Source organism: Collinsella sp. An307 (genome assembly GCF_002161805.1).
GTDB lineage: Bacteria > Actinomycetota > Coriobacteriia > Coriobacteriales > Coriobacteriaceae > Coprousia.
The window spans coordinates 102,921-121,553 of the sequence record NZ_NFIP01000003.1 but is presented as its reverse complement, the minus strand read 5'-3'; the positions used below and the strand labels follow the sequence as shown (position 1 = coordinate 121,553).

General features: G+C 63.6%; 16 protein-coding genes and 1 tRNA gene. 3 read left to right on the top strand and 14 right to left on the bottom strand.

Going from position 1 to position 18,633, the window contains the following annotated elements; genetic code table 11:
• Window positions 1–16: 16 nt before the first annotated feature.
• Window positions 17–1,222 (top strand): galactokinase family protein, encoded by a 1,206-nt coding sequence (locus B5F89_RS03665; protein ID WP_087430448.1) that lies wholly within the window; start codon window positions 17–19, stop codon window positions 1,220–1,222.
• A complete protein-coding gene (locus B5F89_RS03660) occupies window positions 1,213–2,829 on the top strand; it encodes a UDP-glucose--hexose-1-phosphate uridylyltransferase (protein WP_087430447.1) in 1,617 nt (538 codons plus the stop codon). Before B5F89_RS03665 ends, B5F89_RS03660 begins: the two co-directional genes overlap by 10 nt.
• A gap of 427 nt (window positions 2,830–3,256) precedes the next feature.
• On the opposite strand, the gene nagA is transcribed toward B5F89_RS03660, so the two are convergent.
• From nagA to B5F89_RS03615, 9 genes are all read right to left on the bottom strand, one after another.
• Window positions 3,257–4,426 (bottom strand): N-acetylglucosamine-6-phosphate deacetylase, encoded by a 1,170-nt coding sequence (gene nagA / locus B5F89_RS03655; protein ID WP_087430446.1) that lies wholly within the window; start codon window positions 4,424–4,426, stop codon window positions 3,257–3,259.
• A 13-nt stretch (window positions 4,427–4,439) separates the two neighbouring features.
• Window positions 4,440–5,603 (bottom strand): SIS domain-containing protein, encoded by a 1,164-nt coding sequence (locus B5F89_RS03650; RefSeq protein ID WP_087430445.1) that lies wholly within the window; start codon window positions 5,601–5,603, stop codon window positions 4,440–4,442.
• 19 nt (window positions 5,604–5,622) lie between these two features.
• Window positions 5,623–6,354: a GntR family transcriptional regulator gene (locus tag B5F89_RS03645; protein WP_087430444.1), complete on the bottom strand. Its 732-nt coding sequence runs from the start codon at window positions 6,352–6,354 to the stop codon at window positions 5,623–5,625.
• Window positions 6,355–6,423: 69 nt separating this feature from the next.
• Window positions 6,424–6,858, bottom strand: a complete 435-nt coding sequence (locus tag B5F89_RS03640) for a PTS sugar transporter subunit IIA (protein WP_087430443.1) — start codon at window positions 6,856–6,858, stop codon at window positions 6,424–6,426.
• A 118-nt stretch (window positions 6,859–6,976) separates the two neighbouring features.
• Window positions 6,977–7,600 carry a hypothetical protein gene (locus B5F89_RS03635; RefSeq protein ID WP_087430442.1) on the bottom strand — a complete coding sequence of 208 codons (624 nt, stop codon included), beginning with the start codon at window positions 7,598–7,600 and terminating at the stop codon, window positions 6,977–6,979.
• A 189-nt stretch (window positions 7,601–7,789) separates the two neighbouring features.
• Entirely contained in the window at window positions 7,790–8,620 is an 831-nt protein-coding gene (locus tag B5F89_RS03630) for a PTS system mannose/fructose/sorbose family transporter subunit IID (RefSeq protein ID WP_087430441.1), read from the bottom strand.
• Window positions 8,601–9,488: a PTS sugar transporter subunit IIC gene (locus B5F89_RS03625; RefSeq protein WP_087205433.1), complete on the bottom strand. Its 888-nt coding sequence runs from the start codon at window positions 9,486–9,488 to the stop codon at window positions 8,601–8,603. Before B5F89_RS03625 ends, B5F89_RS03630 begins: the two co-directional genes overlap by 20 nt.
• A 99-nt stretch (window positions 9,489–9,587) precedes the next feature.
• Entirely contained in the window at window positions 9,588–10,052 is a 465-nt protein-coding gene (locus B5F89_RS03620) for a PTS sugar transporter subunit IIB (RefSeq protein ID WP_087205434.1), read from the bottom strand.
• Window position 10,053: 1 nt separating this feature from the next.
• The gene (locus B5F89_RS03615; protein WP_087430440.1) at window positions 10,054–11,862 is read right to left on the bottom strand and encodes a beta-galactosidase family protein; all 1,809 of its coding nucleotides are present in this window, start codon (window positions 11,860–11,862) and stop codon (window positions 10,054–10,056) included.
• 549 nt (window positions 11,863–12,411) lie between these two features.
• On the opposite strand from B5F89_RS03615, the gene B5F89_RS03610 reads away from it, so the two are divergent.
• Window positions 12,412–12,487 (top strand) — tRNA-Thr (locus B5F89_RS03610).
• A 332-nt stretch (window positions 12,488–12,819) separates the two neighbouring features.
• On the opposite strand, the gene B5F89_RS03605 is transcribed toward B5F89_RS03610, so the two are convergent.
• The 5 genes from B5F89_RS03605 to B5F89_RS03585 all read right to left on the bottom strand — a co-directional run bounded on the left by B5F89_RS03605 (window position 12,820) and on the right by B5F89_RS03585 (window position 18,633).
• Window positions 12,820–14,103, bottom strand: coding sequence for an aminotransferase class III-fold pyridoxal phosphate-dependent enzyme (locus B5F89_RS03605; RefSeq protein ID WP_087430439.1), 1,284 nt, complete (start codon window positions 14,101–14,103; stop codon window positions 12,820–12,822).
• Window positions 14,104–14,131: 28 nt separating this feature from the next.
• The gene (gene argB, locus B5F89_RS03600) at window positions 14,132–15,166 is read right to left on the bottom strand and encodes an acetylglutamate kinase (protein ID WP_239286658.1); all 1,035 of its coding nucleotides are present in this window, start codon (window positions 15,164–15,166) and stop codon (window positions 14,132–14,134) included.
• Between the two features lie 15 nt (window positions 15,167–15,181).
• Window positions 15,182–16,450, bottom strand: coding sequence for a bifunctional glutamate N-acetyltransferase/amino-acid acetyltransferase ArgJ (argJ, locus tag B5F89_RS03595; protein WP_087430437.1), 1,269 nt, complete (start codon window positions 16,448–16,450; stop codon window positions 15,182–15,184).
• Window positions 16,451–16,467: 17 nt separating this feature from the next.
• The gene (gene argC / locus B5F89_RS03590) at window positions 16,468–17,547 is read right to left on the bottom strand and encodes an N-acetyl-gamma-glutamyl-phosphate reductase (RefSeq protein WP_239286657.1); all 1,080 of its coding nucleotides are present in this window, start codon (window positions 17,545–17,547) and stop codon (window positions 16,468–16,470) included.
• Between the two features lie 204 nt (window positions 17,548–17,751).
• Window positions 17,752–18,633 (bottom strand): HAD-IIB family hydrolase, encoded by an 882-nt coding sequence (locus tag B5F89_RS03585; protein WP_087430435.1) that lies wholly within the window; start codon window positions 18,631–18,633, stop codon window positions 17,752–17,754.

Here is an 18,633-nt window from a genome sequence, read left to right as displayed (position 1 = left end):
AAAGGAAGGATCGCCCATGTCCGACTTCACGCAAGCCCCCGAGTTCGCCCGCGCCCGGGCACTTTTTGAGGAGGAGTTTGGCGCGCCGGCGGCAGACGCCCGCCAGCTTGCCGTCTATGCCCCCGGTCGCTCCGAGATTGCCGGCAACCATACCGACCACGAGGGCGGCCACGTTATCGCCGGCGCCGTGAACGTGGCGGTCTTTGGCATCGCCGTCGCCAACGGCACCAACAAGATCCGTGTGGCCGACGAGGGCTTCCCCACGTTTGAGATCACGCTAGACTCGCTCGAGCCGCGTGAGGACGAGAAGGTCTCCTCCGCAAGCCTCGTGCGCGGCATGGCGCACGCCCTTGCCGAGACCGGTCGCACACCCGAGGGCTTTGACTTTGCCTTTGTGTGCACCGTTCCCTCTGGCGGCGGTCTTTCCAGCTCAGCCGCGGTCGAGGCGGCGTACGGTCGCGCCATGGAGGCGCTCTGGCCCGGGCGCGCCATCACGCCGGTGGAGCTCGCCCAGATGAGCCAGATTGCCGAGCGCCGCTACTTTGGCAAGCCCTGCGGTTTGATGGACCAGCTCGCCGTGTGCATGGGCGGCCTCGCCTACATGGATTTTGAGGAGACCGAGCCCAAGACCGCTAAGCTCGACTTTGACTTTGACGCCGCGGGCTACGCGCTTTGTCTTGTGAACGTGGGCTGCGACCACAGCGCCTTTACCGACGACTACGCCACCGTTCCCGTTGAGATGCAGCAGGTTGCCCGCGAGTTTGGCGCCGAGCGCCTCTGCGAGGTCGACCCGGCCGCCTTTGACCGCGAGCTTCCGGCGCTGCGCGAGAAGCTCGGCGACCGCGCCCTTTTGCGCGCCATTCATTACTGGTACGAGAACGACCTCGTCGACCGTCGCTGGGAGGTCCTGAACGCCGGCGATATCGACGCGTTCCTCAAGCTCACCCGCGACTCGGGCGCGAGCTCGGGCATGTTCTTGCAAAACGTCTCCACCGGCGGTGCGTACCAGCCTGCGATGCTCGCCCTCGGCATGGCGGAGCGCCTGCTCGACGGGCGCGGTGCCATCCGCATCCACGGCGGCGGCTTTGGCGGCTCGATCCAGTGCTTCGTGCCGGTTGACATGGTCGACGCCTTTATTGCCCAGATGAACGCCTGGCTTGGCGAGGGCGCATGCCGCCACTACGTCATCTCCGAGGAAGGGGCGACCGCCGCATGGCTGTAACCGAAAACGACCTGCGCACCTGCGTGTGCTCGCTTGTTGACTACGCCTGCACCACAGGCATGATCGACGCCGCAGACCGCATCTGGGCCTACAACACCGTGCTCGACACGATCGGCGCCGAGGGCTCCGCGCTCGCCGAGGAATGGGTTCTCGCAGACGCGGCGCACGACGACGATTTTGACCTCGACGCCGCGCTTGCCCTGCTTGCCGAGGTTGCGGCCGCACAGGGACGCGTAGAGGACACCTCGACCGGGCACGACCGCGCCGCTATGCGCGTCATGGGCGCCCTCATGCCCCGCCCCTCTGCCATTGCCGCAGCGTGGACCGAGCATGAAGCCGCAGGCGGCCCCAAGGCCGCAACCGACTGGTTCTACCGCCTGTGCTGCGACGCCGGCTACGTGCGCCGTAGCGCCATTGCGCGCAACATCGCTTGGACCACGCCCACCCGTTGGGGCGACCTGGAGATCACCATCAACCTCTCCAAGCCCGAGAAGGACCCGCGCGACATCGCCGCGGCAGGTGCCGCCAAGAACACCGGCGAGAAGTATCCCGCCTGCCAGCTCTGCATCGAGAACGAGGGCTACTCCGGCCGTGGCGCCGCGAGCCCCTCGGGCGACCACCCCGCGCGTCAAAACCTCCGTATCGTGCCGATCGAGCTCGGCGGGGAGCGCTGGGGATTCCAGTACAGCCCCTATGCGTACTTTAACGAGCACTGCATTGCCATGAGCGCGCACCACCGGCCCATGCACATCGACCGCGCGAGCTTGACCTGCCTGCTCGACTTTGTCGACACGCTCCCCCACTACTTCATCGGCTCTAATGCCGACCTGCCCATCGTGGGCGGATCGATTCTCTCGCACGACCATTTCCAGGGCGGCGCGCACGAGTTCCCCATGATGCATGCCGAGGTCGCATCGAGCTTCACCATGCCCGGTTTTGAGGACATCGAGGGCGCGGTGCTCACCTGGCCGCTCTCGGTGCTCCGCCTGCGCGGCGCGGACCGTGCCCGCCTGCTTGACGCATGCGTGCACGTAATCGATACGTGGCGCAGCTGGTCGGACGAGTCCGTGGGGATTGTCGCGCACACCCCCGACGGCGTTGCGCACAACACGGTCACGCCGGTCATCCGCCGCGTGGACGGCGCCGGCAACGTTGGTGGCGACCGCTACGAGGCGTACCTCGCACTTCGCTGCAACATCACAAGCGACGAGAACCCTCTGGGTGTCTTCCACCCGCATGCGGAGTACCACCACATCAAGAAGGAGAATATCGGCCTCATCGAGGTCATGGGCCTCGCGATTCTGCCGGCACGTCTGAAAGACGAGCTTGCCGCTGTGGGCGCGCACCTAAGCGCTGCGGCAGAGGCCGGCTCCTCCGCCATCGACATTCTTGCCGCGCTTGAGGCGGACCCCGCGTGCTCCTCGCACGCCACATGGGCAAGCGGTGTGTACGCGCGCCGTGCCCAGGAGATCGCTTCGGGCGATGTGGACACCATCCTGCGCGAGGAGGTGGGCGCAGTCTTTGGGCACGTGCTCGAGGACGCCGGCGTCTACAAGTGGGACGAGGCGGGCCGCGCCGCCCAGCAGCGCTTCATCGACGCGCTATAGGGCAATAGAATTATCTGCAACACCGCTGACCGTGCGGGCCGGACATTCAGATCGGATGCCCGGCCCGCCCCTTTCTATCGGCAACGCGGCGTACCGTGACCGCTTGGAACAGGTCGGTTTGACCCATATGGTCAAATCACCCCGTGAGGGGGCATTCCTGACAGCTCGGCACCCACCAGATGAATCGTTTCCATCCTGTGATGGCGTCCATTGACGTTCAAATACCCCTGTATTTCGCTTTCCCGTGCACTCAGCGCCGTAGAAAATGCCCTCTCACGGGGTGATTTGACCACATCGCCATTCGCAAACAGAATACCTCCCGTCCTTTGGGCCTCATGGAGCAACGGACGGGAGGTTTTAGTCAGGCGAAGCAGCTTCGCGGGCGATCGTCAGCCCTCGTGCAATGGCGCGATGGCGTGCTCGGCGGCTACGCGTTCACGGAGATGCCGTTCACATAGGTGTCACGCAGCGTCATGTCCGCATTGAAGATGGTAAGGTCGGCGTTGCGCCCGGGCTTGATGTAGCCCACCTTGTCATCCACGCGGGCGGACTTGGCGGCGACCTCGGAGGCCATGCGGATGGCCTGCTCGGCCGTCACGATGCCCCAGTCGACCACGTTCTTGACGCCATGGGCGAGCGTGAGCACCGAGCCGGCGATGTTGCCCGTCGCGCCGTCCTCGCCCTTGAGATAGCACAGGCCGTCTTTCATGATGACGGGCATGCCGCCCGAGACGTACTCGCCCTCGGGCATGCCGCCGCAGATAAGGCAGTCGGTGATGAGCACGGTGTGCTGCCAGCCCTTGGCGTCCACCAGCGCCTTGATGGCGGCGGGCACCACGTGCTTGCCGTCGCAGATGACCTCGGCGTAGGTGTCCGGCGTGGTCATGGCGCAGCCCGTCACGCCCGGGTCGCGGTGATGCAGACCGCGCTGGCCGTTGTAGGTGTGGACAAAGCAGCTCGCACCGGCGTTCACCGCGGCGAGCGTCTCGTCATAGGTGGCGTCGGAGTGGCCGATGGCGGTCACCACGCCCTTCTTGTCGAGCGCGGCGATGTAGGGCAGCGCGCCGGCCTTCTCTGCCGCGAGCGCGCTCTTGCGGATGCGCCCACCCGCCTGCTCCTGCCAGCCGTCGAAGACCTCCTCGGAGGGCTCGATCAGATAGACCGGGTTCTGCGCGCCCACGTGTGCCGTGGTGAAGAACGGCCCCTCGAGGAAGATACCTGCCACGTGCGCGCCGGTGAAATCGGCGCTGCGGCGCTCGTCCGCCTCGGCGATGGCGGCGCAGGCGCGGCCGATGTCCTCCACCGACTCGGTGAAGGTGGTGGGGAGCCATGCCGTCGTGCCCGCCTTGGCGAGCGCGATACTCGAGTCATCGATGGCGTCGGGGTCACAGTCGGTCGTCGCGTGGTTGTGGAAGCCGTGGATGTGCGTGTCCACCAGACCCGGTGCCACCGTGCAGCCGGTGTAGTCGCGAATCTCGTACGCGGGCGCATCGGCGCTCCAAGCGCCAAAGACCCCGTCCTCGATCGTGAGGTAACCGCCCTGCATGAGCGCGCCGGGAAGAACGAAGCGGTCGGCCTTGATAGCAAATGTTGCCATGGTGAGCGCCTCCTTAGGCGAGCGGGTGAATCGTCACGCCCTTGACGACGCGGTTCACCGTGCCGGTGGGGCTCGGCGTGTCGGGCGTGTTGCCCACGCGCACCGAGTTCAGAAGCGACACGGTCTGGCCGACCATGATGAACGGCAGGGCAAGATAGCCCTCGGGCAGCGCCTCGTGGCCAGAGAAGGTGAACGCCTCGTGCTCAAAGGCGGGCGCCACATCCTGCTGGATGGCGATGGTCTTCTGGGCGATGCCGTCGCCGTCGATCTCGTTCAGGATGTCAAGGTCGTACTGACGGGTGTAGGGGTCGTTGTTGACAAAGACAAAGACGAGGGTCTTGTCGTCAACGAAGCTCTTGGGTCCGTGACGGTAGCCCATGCAGCTGTCCCAAGAGGTCGCCACCAGACCGTGGGCGAGCTCGAGGATCTTCAGCTGGGCCTCCTGGGCAAGGCCGGTGAAGGCACCGGAGCCGAGGTAGGTCACGCGGTTGAAGTCGCCCGCCAAAAACGCTGCGACCTCGTCCTCGCGCGCGATGACCTCGCGGCCCATAGCGGCGATCTCATCGACCCAAGCCTTCTTCTGCTCGTCGGAGGCGGTGTCGAAGATAAGAGTCGAGAGCAGCGTCATGCAGCTGAAGCTGCCCGTCATGGCAAAGCCGCGGTCGTTGGCGCGCGGGATGAGGAGCGTGAGCGCATCCGGATCGTCGGCGCTCTCGACGGCGAGCTTGCCCTCGGGCGCGCAGGTGATGTTCAGGAACTTGACGTTCTTCACGACCTGCTTGGCAATCTGCACGGCGGCAAGGCTCTCGGGGCTGTTGCCCGAGCGCGCAAAGGAGACCACGATGGTGGGGTCGTCGGCGCGCAGGCAGTCATACGGGGCGGAGACGATGTCGGTCGTCGCGATGGGCTTGAAGTCGTAGGTGTCGGTGTCACCGGCGCGACGGAGGTAGCTCGCGCAGGTGTCGCCCACGTAGTCGGACGTACCGGCACCGGTGAAGACTACAACGGTGCGGCCCTCGCCCATGGCGTTTGCCTCGGCGAGGAACTTCTCGATGGCAGCCTTGTTGTCGGCGTAGATCTGGAAGGTATCCTCCCAGAGGTCGGGCTGCTGGGCGATCTCGGCGGTGGTGATGTCGGCACCGAGTGCCTTGAGCTCGTCCACACTCTTCTCGAACATGTCTCTTAGTCCTTTCTGGCTAATCTCTGCGGTGGTGATAGACCTTGTATTTGAACTGGTCGCCGCGCGCCACAGAGAGCGTGTACTCGACGACCTCGTTGCTGACGTTATAGGTGGTGCGCACCAGATCGAGCACAGGAGCGTTCTCGCCGATGCCAAGCAGACGCGCGTCGGCGGGACGAGCGATGCTTGCGTAGAACTCCTCCTCCGCCACGCTGATCTCTTCGTGGAAGTCCTTCTCAATAATGTCGTAGAGGGGCTTGCGCTCGAGGAGTGGACGCTTAAGGGAGAGGAACTTTCGCACCGGGAGGTACGAGCGCTCGACCATCATGGGCATGCCGTCGGCAGAACGCAGGCGCTTGAGCTTGAAGATGCGGTCGCCCGGGCGAATCTGCATGCACTCGGCCATCTTGGCATCGGCCTCGTGCTCGCTGAACTCGAGAATCGTCGTCTCGGGCACGCGGCCCATCTCGATCATCTGGTCGGTAAAGCTATAGGCCTGCAAGAGGTTTGTCGTGCGGGCGGAGCGGTCCGCAACAAACGTCCCGCGCCCGTGCTGGCGTACAACGAGACCCAGACGCTCGAGCTCCTGCAAGGCCAGGCGCACCGTGGTGCGCGAAAGCCCGTAGCGCTCGGAAAGCTCACGCTCGGAGGGCATGAGGTCGCCTGGCCGGTACTCGTATTCGATTTTCTCCGACAGAATGTCCACGAGCTGGTCGTAGAGCGGCTGCCGCTTGGCTCGCATGGCCATAGCTCTCTCCCGAATGATCGGGCACGCACGGTGGGGCGCTTGCGGCGCTCCCTCACGAGGTGTCAGTTCTTACATCTCGTCGTCTTCGTCGTCATCGTCCGCGCCAGCGGTGGGCAGCGCCATGGTGATAACGCCGTCCTTACCCACCTGGACCGCCTTCTCGACGAGCTCGCCGAGCTCGGAGGAGTCGGAGCGGGTCATGATGAGCTCGATGAGCATCGGTAAGTTGGTGCCGGCAACGACGGCCATGTTGTCAACGTCGGCAGAGACGAGCATGGACTGGTTAAAGGGCGTGCCGCCGAGCAGGTCCACGAACACGAGGACGCCGTCGCACTCAGAGCGCATCTTGGTGATCGCGGCGCGCAGGGTGTCACCGTACTCGCCAGCCTTATCGCCCTCGAAGGGGACGATCTCAAAAGCGGGCTGCTCGCCTGCGACCATGTCGATGGCGCTCTTGAGGCCGTTCGAGAAGTGACCGTGGCCCGTAAGGATGAATCCAATCATAAGAGGTACCTCCTTTATACACACCCCAACTTGCCTGGGGCATATGCCTATATCTGCGGGAACTGAACTCCCGGGGTTATCCAACCTAAGGTCGCGGCGGTGCCACGAAGTGGGCGCGTTAGCTCTGCGAGGGCGAGGCGGGGCGCTGTGCCTCCATCAGCTCGTCAAAACGAGCACGATAACTGCGTGCGCGCTCCTTGTTGCCGGCGTTGGCATACTGCTTTGCCAGCAGGAAATACAGCTTGCCGGTGAGTGCCTCGTCTGCACCGGGAAGCATCGACTCCATCTTGTCGATCATGTCGTGCCGATGCCCAAAGACGATCTCGTAGGTCAGCTGGCAGTCGGCGATAAGAGCACGGTCCGCACCTTTGACCTGCTTGAGGTCGGCAAGAAGCTCCTTAGCGCGCTTCTTGTTGCCGGCGCGGGTGTAGTAGTTGAAAGCCATCGCGTCGACCTGCGCCTGACGCTTGGCGGAATTGCGCATACGCACCAGAAGTTCGAGCATGCGCTCGGCAAGCTCACGCTCGCCGCGCCCCTCATGGGCAAGGAAGCGGTACTGGTGCTGCGTGAAAGTGGTGAGCAGAATGCGCGGGAGGAACTTGTTAAGCTCGTCGAGCGCCTCGTCGTAGAGCCCCGTCGCCAGAAACGCCTGGATACGCGCACTGTAGTAACGCTTGGCGCCCTCAGTGCCTATGAAATAGACGATGAGGAACACTATGAAGGCAATGACTTCGGGTCTCACTTCAAACCTTTCTTACGGAGTCGTTTGAAAACGTCCCCTTCTTGCGAAAGAGCGGGCGCGCACCTCGGGAGAATGGGAAGGAACAAAACGTTCCAACCGTGAGATGCGCGCCCGCTCCTTTCCGTTTTGCAACGGGGTGCGGCGCCCCAAGCGACAGGCGCGGAGCGCCGCACAGGCGACAAGATAGTCTTAGCCCTTGGCAACCCAGCCGAGAGCGCCGAGCACGATGCCGAGGATCAGGACGATGAAGATCGCCTTGGTCGAGGTCATGCCCTTCTTGCCGAGCAGCCAGTACACGAAGCCAACGAGCGCCGCAGGCACGAGCTTGGGGCAGATGACGTTGGCGATGTGCTGCAGGTCGACGGTCACGCCACCCAGATCGATCGGGGCGGAGATGACGATGCCGACGTTGGTGGAGACCAGCGCACCGACCATGAAGACACCCATGACGGTGGCAGCGTCGGTGATGGCGTTGAGCTGGTCGCTCATCGTGGTGACGAGCTTCATGCCCTGATCGTAGGCGATGTAGGTCTGCTTGCAGCGGAACCAGTCGACCACGATGTTGACGGCAATCCAGATGAAGATGCCGAGCGGGTTGCCCTGCATGGCCATGTTAGCGGCAAGAGCGCCGAAGATGGTCGGGAGCAGGGAGCCGAAGATGGAGTCGCCGATGGAGGCGAGCGGGCCCATGAGGCCGGTCTTCAGCGAGGCGACCGTCTCGAGGCTGTCGAGACCGTCGGTCTCCTCGAGGGCGAGGTCGATACCCGTGATGATGGTGTTCAGGAAGTTCGAGGTGTTGAAGAACGGAGCGCACTGGGTGCGGGCAGCGGTCTTCAGGGCCTCGGTGTTGTCCCCGTAGATTTTACGGAGCTGGGGCAGGATGATCCAGAGGTAACCGGAGTGCTGCATACGCTCGTAGTTCCAACCGGCCTGGAAGCCGAGAAGGTTACGACGGTTAATCTGCTGGAAGTCAGCCTTAGTGAGCTTGTAGCCAGTGGTATTAGAGCTCATCGTCGTCATCTCCCTCCGCACCAGCAGCGACGGCGGCAACGGGAGCGGCCTGATGCTGCTGATAGTAGATGTAGGCGAGCGCGAAGCCGATGAGGGCGATCGTCAGCATGGACAGCGAGTTGTAGTCGCCGCCAGCGATCTCAGCACCAGCAGCGCCGGCAACGGTGGCGACATCGCCGCTGATGCCAGCGATGCTCGTGAAGGCGGTGCCGAGGAGGGCAGCGATCACGAAGCCGAGGATCAGGTAGGCAACGTGCTTCTTAACGGGCAGGTAACGAAGCAGGATGGCGAAGCCCACAGCGGGGAGCATGCCACCGGCAACCGTGAGGCCGGTGCCGAGCCAAGCAAGATCGCCGTTGAGGGCGGTGGTGATGGCCTCGACCAGCGGCTGACCGAATGCCAGAGCCAGGAACACGGGGACCATGCGGCTGAGCATCCAGGAAACGGCGCCCATGAGGTAGTGGACGTTGTAGGCGTTCCAGTTCATCTTCTCGATATCGGCATCGCAGGCGTGACCCCAGAAGGTGTTGGCCATACGACCGAGGATATCGGTGTAGACGAGGATCGCGGCCACCGGCACGCCGAGGGCGGCGAGCGCCTGCTCCGGGTCCATGCCAGCGCTGACGGCGAAGGCCGTAGCGATGAGGGTACCGGAGTTAGCGTCGATGCGGGACGCGCCACCAAAGGTGCCGACGCCCAGGATGGTGAGCTGCATGCTACCACCGATGAAGAGACCAGTTGCCATATCGCCCATTACCAGGCCGGTGATGAAACCGGAGAACACGGCGGAGCCAGCACTGGAGTACCAGTGGAGCTCGTCCATGATCTGGAAGCCTGCATAGAGGGTGAGCAAAAGAATTTGCCACCAAGCAATCATGGTTTTCCTCCTTCTTCCAATCTCGAACGTAAACGTACAGTTCTTACGCTATGTCAAGCCGTGCATCTCCCCTCACGGCTCAGCACCAAATGAAATGACTTAGAGCTTGAAGTCCTGCGGGTTGTCCTGCGGGGTAAGCTGGATAACCATCGGAACGCCCATGCTCTGAAGCTCGGTCAGCGCGTCGACGTCGTCCTGGCCACAGTTGATGTTGCGGCTGTAGCTCTTGACGATATCCATCGACGTGATGTTGCCGAGGATGATCTGATCAAACTTGACGCCGGCCTTGGCGAGCTTGAGATAGGTCTCGGGCTTCTTGACGACGATGAACAGACGCTGAGCGTCGTACTTGCCAGCAAGGATGTTGGCAGCGGCCTTCTCAACGGGAAGGACGGAAAGCTTGCAGGTAGCGGGCGTAGCCATGCGCAGAACCTGCTTCTGGGTGGCATCCTCGGCGATCTGATCGTCGACGACCATAAAGCGGCTCACCTGACGAGCGTTAGCCCAGAGGTTGCCCACCTGGCCATGGATGAGGCGGAAGTCAACTCGTGCACCTACGATCATGTCACTCAACTCCTTCGGTCTCGAGTGTGTGGATGAGGGGTTCGGCGCGCAGGGAGATGGCGTCGTGCACGTGCCCCTCGGTCTCGAACAAAACGAGCTCGTTGACGCCGGCACGCGTAAGCCCGTGCGGCACATAGAGGGTCGCGATGGGACCGATCTCCCAATAACGACCGACGTTCGTGCCGTTGACAAACGCGACACCTTTGCCAAAGCCCGTGGTGTCGATAAAGGTATCGGCCGGCTCGTCGAGCGTGAACTCAAAACGGGTGAACGAGGGCGTGCCCTCGCGCCAGCCGGCGGAGTAATCCAGCTTGGAAATATCCTCGAGCGGAAGCGTGTAGGCCTCCCAGTTGAGGATGAAGTGCAAGTCAACGCAGACGCCCGTGCGAATGCCCTTGCGCTGCGTGTCTGCCAGGAACTTGTGGCCGTAATTCACGCGGCCCATGTTCTCCATGAGGATGTCGAGGCGGTTGTGCGTCGCGGGAAGCGGGCAGCGGATGTCCTCGCCAATGTGCTCCTGGTACTGCGTGGCAACGAGCTCGCCCTCGACAAAGACCTGCGCGCGGTCACGGCCGTCAATGACGCGGATACGCTCGTCGGCGCCCTCGGCAACGTCGCGCTCAATCTCGGTGCGATAGAGGGTATAACCGTAGCTCTGGCCCATGTCCTCCATCGTGCGGGGGTAGAGCGAGCGCTGGGGCTCGGAGAGATTGTCGAGGTTCTCGAACAGGCCGCAGCGGCCGGTGAAGGTGATGTCCTCGGCGGGGATGGCGCAAGCCTTCTTCACGAGAGGCTCTGCCGTCCAGGCGTCGGGGAAGAGATCGCGCACGACGTCACGGAGCTTGTACCACTTCTCGGTGGGGTTGCCCTCCTCGTCGAGCGGCGCATCGTAGTCGTAACTCGTGACCTGGTGCAAGTCATGGGTGTGGCGCGCGGAGCAGCCGTTCATGAAGCCAAAGTTCGTGCCACCATGGAACATGTAGAGGCTGAGGCTTCCGTCGAGCTCAAGGAGCTCGCGCACGGAGTCCGCCAGATCCTGCGCGTCACGGCGGATGACGTTCTCGCCCCAACGGTTGAACCAGCCGTCCCAGAACTCCATGCACATAAGGGGCCAGTTCTTGCCGTGCTCCTCATGGAAGGCCTTGAGCTGGGCAAAGTTCTCGCCCGCGCGGGAACCAAAGTTACCGGTCACAAAGACATCATCGTCGATGAGCGTGCCGGCGCGCAGGCAGCCGCGCCACGGGCCGTCGGAGGTGCAAAGCGGCACATCCACGCCGCGGTCGAGCATGAGGTCGCGAATGGCGCGGAGGTACTCCTTGTCCTCGCCATAGGAACCATACTCGTTCTCGACCTGCATCATGATGATGTTGCCGCCGTGCGTGATCTGGCGGTCAACGAGATGGGGCATGAGCTCGTCGTAGTACGCGGCGACGCGCTCGAGGAAACGAGGGTCGCGCGAACGCGGACGCATGTCGCGGTCGGCGAGAAGCCAGGCAGGCAGGCCGCCCCACTCCCACTCGGCGCAGATGAACGGCGACGGGCGCACGATGGCCCAAAGACCCAGCTCGGCAGCCTCGTCGAGGAAGCGCGCAAGGTCAAGGGCGCCGGTGAAGTCGAACTCGCCGGGCTTTGCCTCATGGAGGTTCCAAGGGACATAGGTCTCAACCGTGTTGAAACCCATGGCCTTCAGGTTGTAAAGGGAATGGTGCCAATCAGATGGATGGACGCGGAAGTAGTGGATCGCACCGGACAGAATCGTGAACGGCTTTCCATCGAGCAAAAAGCGTTCACGGATCTCAAACGTGTGCATGGTCCTCCTTGCCTGCGGCTTCGGTCGAGCGGCTCAACGAGAGAGCATACGGCCCGACCCGTTGATAGCCATCATACACGCTTTCGGTACAAATGTCGAAGAAATGTGAAGAGACAGACGAGCGGTATGGTTTTACCCGTGAACGGTAAATTGCGTTTCCGCAGGTAATTTGGTACTTCAAAAAGATACCACTTAAGGACAAACTGTTTATCCGCTGTTCAACTGGTTGTAACAACCCCAACTGTTAGACCACTGGTATTGCCTTCGCTGACGCTTCGTCAGCATGGTTTTGCGGTGCGAGCTGGAACATTCTTCCCGTCAGCAGGGTCGCCCGCTCGCCCGCTCGCTTGTATTTCTGGGTGCGTAAAGCTGTCCGAACAAGCATCGTTCCCAAGCGCTTTGCTAAAAACAGAGGGCAACATGGTTTAGAAGCGTTTACCTACGCAGGGACAAAACGCCCATAACTCGGTTTTTGCTCATTGCATCTTGCGTGCAAGAACGTTTCCACGTAATATAGTCATCCGTTGGAGCGCATATGCTCTAACAGGTGCCAGCATAGCTCAGTTGGTAGAGCACCGCTCTCGTAAAGCGGGGGTCATCGGTTCGAGTCCGATTGCTGGCTCCAGTGATGTGTCAAGGGCGCCGGGGATCACCTCGGCGCCCTTTTTCGTTCTGCCCTCCCTCGAGGTCGTTCTGCCCTCCCTCGAGGAGCCCGCTGGCTCCGTCTTTCTCCGTCCGCAACCGGCTCTGATCCAATAGTGGCGACGTCGCAACTGCATCCACAGCAGCGAGCGCTGCGAACGCAGCTCTTTGCGCTGACAAACTTGGTTTTGCAAGGAGGCCATTTTGCCAAAACCGTGTTTACCAGCTGCCCACAGTCCGGGAGAGCTGGTAAACACGGTTTTGGCGTCTGGAGCGGTCTCAGCGAGTGCGCCAAAGGGGAAATGGCGCGCTACCCTACCCCAGCACGCGCGCGAGCGCCTCGATGAGGGCGTCCACGTGCTCCTTCTCGCAGATGAGCGGCGGCAGGAACCTCAGCGTGTGCGCGCCGGTGGCGTTTGCAACAACGCCCTCCTCGAGGAGGCGCGCGACCACGTCATGGGCGTCCCCCGCCTCCTCCACGAGGTCGCATCCGCGCATGAGACCCGCACCACGCACGTCTACCACCTGCGGGAGCTCTGCCAAGCGATCGGCCAGGTAGGCACCAACTTCAACAACATGCGCAGCAAAATCGCCCCGCACGAGCTCGGCGAGCGTTGCCTCGGCAGCAGCGACGGCAAGCGCGCTTCCGCCGAATGTCGAGCCGTGGTCGCCCGGATGTAGCACGCCGGCCACCTCGGCGCGCGCCACGACGGCACCCATGGTCATGCCGCCGGCGATGCCCTTAGCGAGGCTCATGATGTCCGGCGTGATGCCAAGCAACTGGGCGGCAAACGGCACGCCGCAACGGAAGACGCCCGCCTGGACCTCGTCGGAGATGGTAAGGCCGCCCACCTGGTGCACCAGCTCCTCGGCCTTGCGGGCAAACTCCGCGGTCAGCGGATGCACGCCGCTCTCGCCCTGAATGGGCTCGAACATAAACGCGCAAATCTCTTTGCCGTACTTCTCAAAGATGGCGGTGAGCTCGTCGATGTCGTTGGGCGCGCAGGCCACAAAGCCGCCCGGCAGCGGCGTGAAACTCTCCTGGAGCCAGTCCTGCATCGTGGCTGCGATGGTCTCGAGCGTGCGTCCGTGGAACCCGCCCTTGAGGCAAACGATGGTGTTGCCGCCGTTGCCCTGGCGCCGCGCGTAAAGACGTGCGAGCTTCATGGAGCCCTCGTTGGCCTCCGCGCCGGAATTGGCAAAAAACGTTTTCCACACCTGCTCGCCCGGCGCCGGCGTGGCTGCCGCGGTGAAGTGCGCGGCGTCCCCCGCGTCGAGCGCCTCAACAAGCGCGCGAGCGCCTTCGATGTCGTTGTTAGCGAGCTTGGAGAGCAACGCTGCGACTTCGCCGCGGTGTTCGGTATAGAAGTAGTTGGAGATCGACGTCAGCTTCTCCGCCTGACTCGCGATGGCGCGCGTGACCGCCGGATGGGCGTGACCGAGCGAGCACACGCCAATGCCAGCGAGAAAGTCGAGGTAGGTCTTGCCCACGTCATCGGTAAGCGTCATGCCCGACCCCGCCACAAACTCCACCGGCAGGCGCCCGTAGGTGTGCATGATATACGTGTCGTCAAGTGCTTTTTGCTGCTCGAATGCCATGGTTGGGCTCCTTGTGGGATGAGAACCGTTACTGAACGCCGCCGGCGGACGCGTCGATGTTTTCTGCCAGGCGCGACGCAAACGTGCCGAGGGGGTGCGGATGCTGGTCGAACTCGTACGCCTCCTGCGTCGAGTGAATCACCGTACCCACGCCCGCGTCGGTAAGGAGCTCCAGCAGAAGCGCGTGCGGCGTCGTGCCGTTGATGATATGCGCGCGGAAGACGCCGCCCTTGAGCGCCTCAACGCATGACTGCAGCTTGGGGATCATGCCTTTGGCAAGGGTGCCGCCCGCAAGCATGGCCTCGCACTCCTCGAGCGTGAGGTTGGAGATGAGGGAGTCCTTGTCGGAGAAGTCCTCGTACAGACCGTCCACGTCGGTCAAAAAGATCGCCTTGTGCGCATGGACCGCGGCGGCGATGGCACCCGCCGCCACGTCGGCATTGATGTTGTAGAAGCCGCCGTCCTCCCCCTGCGCGACCGTTGCGACCACGGGGATGTACTCGCTCGCCATAACGCTTGTGAGGTAGTCTGCATTGACGCGCACAATTTTGCCCACACGGCCGAGGTCGGGGTCGAGCGTCTCGGCGATGATGGTGCCCGCATCGGTGCCCGCTACGCCCACGGCAACGCTGCCGTGGCGGTTGAGCGCGGCAACGAGCTCTTGGTTCACCTTGCCCACGAGTACCTCGCGCACGATCTCCATCACCTCGGGCGTGGTCACGCGCTGCCCGCCCTTAAACTCGACGGGCAGGTCGTAGTGGCTGAGGGCCTCGTTGATATCCGCCCCGCCGCCGTGCACGATCACGATGTTGGCGCCGATGATCTTAAGGAGCAGGATGTCGCCCATAACGTCGGCACGCAGCTGCTCGTCAACCATGGCGGCACCGCCGTATTTGATGACGATGGTCTTGCCGGTGAGGTTCTTGATCCAGGGAAGCGCCTCAAAGAGGAGCTTAGCGGTCTGTTCGTTTGAGATGGATGAGCGGCGATCGCGCGCGTACTTCATATAGAACTCTCCCGTCGGTTGGAAGGGATGGCCTGGCAGAGCGGTTGTGCTGTCCATGGAGCCTCCTTGCGCCTATGTGCGGTAGTCGCCGTTAATGGTCACGTAATCGTGGGTGAGGTCGCAGGTCCAAACCGTCGCCGAGCCCGCGCCGGCGCCGAGGTCCGCCGTGATGACGATCTCGGGCGCCTCGAAGCGGCGGAGCGCCTCGTCCTCATCAAACGGGACGGTGAGGCCCTCCCGGCAGACGGGGATGCCCATGATGTCGATGGCGACTTTTTCTTGCGAGAAGTGAGCGCCGCTTTTACCGAGCGCCGCGGCAACGCGCCCCCAGTTGCAGTCGCGCCCGGCGATGGCGCACTTGACGAGCGGCGAGTTTGCCACGGTGCGGGCGGCGAGGTCGGCCTCGGCGTCATCCGCCGCACCCGTCACGTTTACCGTCACAAGACGCGAAGCCCCCTCGCCATCGGCGGCAATGGCGCGCGCGAGCGTCTCGCAGACCACCTGAAGCGCGCGGCCGAGTTCCTCGGCAGCAAGGGACGCCGGATCGATCACGTCCGCACCCTCCGGGGCGGCGGCACCCGAGGCAAAGGCGACGCAGGTATCGTTGGTAGAAGTGTCGGAGTCGACCGTGACGCGGTTGAAGCTCTTGTTCACCGCGTCGGACAGGAGCTCATGCAAGTGCTTTGGCGCCACGGGCGCATCGGTGGTGATGCAGGCAATCATGGTCGCCATGTTGGGCATGATCATGCCCGAGCCCTTGCACATACCGCCCACCGTAAAGGTGACGCCCTCCCATGCGGGATCGGCAGAGACAAAGGTGACAGCGTACTCCTTGGGGTGCGTGTCGGTCGTCATGATGGCGCGCGCGGCATCCGCCCCGCCCGCGGCCGCGAGCGCATCCGCCGCGGCGGGAACGCCCCGCTCAAAGGGGTCGAGCGAAAGGAGCTGCCCGATGACGCCCGTGGAGGCCACGAGCACCTCCTCGGGCTCGCAGGCGAGCACCTGAGAAACGATCTCGCAGGTCGCGCGCGCGGTCTTGAGCCCCTCGGGTCCGGTCGCCGCGTTGGCGTTGCCGGAGTTCACCGCGAGAGCGCGCGCGTAGCCGTACCCCACACCGCCGAGGTTCGCGCGGCTCACCGTAACCGGGGCCGCGCAGAAGCGGTTCTGCGTGAAGACGCCTGCGGCTGCAACCGGCTCATCGGCTGCAACGAGGGCAAAATCGAGCCGCTCGGGGTTCTTGCGAAAGCCCGCATGGACGCCGGCGGCGGAAAAGCCGCGCGCACTCGTAACGCCACCGTTGGGAATACCGCGCAAGCGCAGGTCGAAAGCCTCGAGATCCATCTGGTCCCTCCTTTGCCCTACACCGGCAGGGCGCTCGTGGGCAGGCCCGCGCTCTCGGCAAGGCCACATACGATGTTGGCACACTGCACGGCCTGGCCGGCGGCGCCCTTGCAGAGATTATCTATCGCGCCCATGGCAACGAGCACGCCCGTGCGCGCATCGAGCGCAAGGCCGATCTGGCACACGTTGGACCCCACAACCGAAGCGGTCTGCGGGCAGGCGCCCGCGTCGAGCACCTGCACAAACGGTCGTCCCGCGTAAAACGCGCGGTAGCGCTCGACGATGTTCGCCGCGGTAAGATCTGCCGCAACGTCCTTGGCAAGAACCATCGTCACCGTGGAGAGTAGGCCGCGGCGCAACGGCGCCAGATGGGGCGTGAAGACAACGCGCCCCGGAGCAGCGAGAATCTGCTCGATCTCGGGCGTATGGCGGTGACGGCAGACGTTGTAGGCCTCGAGGTTCTCGTCCGCATGGCAAAAGTGCGTGCGCGCGCCGGGCGTTTTGCCGGCCCCGGTCACGCCCGAGATAGCATCGACCACAATCGGCGCGACAGCGTCGACGAGCCCCATCCTCAGCGCCGGGGCGGCGGCAAGGGAGGTTGCCGTGGGGTAGCACCCCGCGCAGGCCACGAGCTGGGCCTCGCCCTTGGCGTGGCCCTCCGCCGCGCGCGCGAGCCTCTCGGCAAACAGCTCCGGCAGGCCAAAGGCGCGCGTGACGAGAAGCTCCGGCGAGGTGTGGGCGGCGGCGTACCACTGCTCAAAGACCGCCGGATCGTCGAGGCGGTAATCGGCCGAAAGGTCGATAACCGTCACGCCCTGCGCCAAAAGGCCGGGGGCCTGCGCCAAGGCCGCCGTGTGCGGGACGGCCAGAAAGACGACATCGCAGGTTGCAAGTGCCGGATCGTCATGCGTGGTGAACGCCAGGTCGCTCACGCCGGTGAAGGCGGGGTAAGCCGCGGCGAGCGGCGTGCCCGCATCGGCGTTGGAGGTGATGACGGCAAGCTCGAACTCGGGATGAGCGATAAGCAGTCGGATGAGCTCGATCCCCGCATAGCCCGCAGCTCCGACGACTCCCACGCGATACGTCATCTCACTCATCTCCTTTTGCATTTTATTGGTCAATTCATGCGTTATTTTGCATAACAATAGGCCAACTATTGAGTTGAGTGAAAGAATAGCACGATGCCATACGGATTGACAGACCGCAGATGTGTGTCACCGTTTCGCAACAAGTCCGACACGGTCACGGCAAACCGAGCGACGCCGCGCCACGCCGGGCCCCACAAGCGCAAGAGACGCGTGCTAGATGAGGCCAAAGTGGGCGAGCCCCGCGGGCACGCCGTCGTCTGCCGCGGAAAGGGTCACGTAGTCCGCCGCGGCCTTCACACTCGGCAAAGCGTTGCCCATGGCAACGAAGGTCTCCACCGCGCCCGCCATGGAGAGGTCGTTCTCCGAGTCGCCGAAGGCAAAGGTCTGCGCGCGGCCGTGCCCGATGAAGTCGAGCGCCGCCGCGATGCCCGAACCCTTGTCGACGCCCTTGAGGGAAAACTCAAAGCAGCCGCCCTGCAGGTCGCAGACGGTATAGTGCTCCCGCATGAACGGCAAGACCGGCTCGAGCGCCTCGAAGGCAACACCGTTGGTGCAGATCTTTTGGATGCGCACGGCAGGCATGGCGGTGCTGCCGTCGAGGTAGGCTCCCAGCTCTTGCGCATCGCGCGCGGCGAGTGACCCAGCAAAGCGCACCGGCGCACCTGTTGGGTGAAGCTCGACGGAGCGTGTGTCGCTCTCAAAGGTGGCGTCGAGGCGCGCCTCCGCAAAACGGGCGGCGGTCTCCTCCACCAGGTCGCGCGGCAGATAGACGTTGCGCACCACGGTATCGCCCACGCTCACAAATGCGCCGGCAGCGGCCACGATGCCCGTGGGCTCGAGCGCCAGAAGCGAGGGCATCACAAAGGGCATGGGACGGCCCGTGCAGATGAAGGTGGCGTTGCTGCGCTCACGCATGCGGCGAAACGCATCGGCAACGCCCGCAGAGGGCTTGATCTCAGTTGCGGCGTTGACCGACTCGCCGGTGCGTTTCTTCATCCGTTGGAAGTCGCGCCATACGAGCGTGCCGTCCACGTCAAAAAACGCCGCCGCACCAAAGTCGGATGTCTGCGCGGTCTGAGTCGCCTGAGCGGTCAT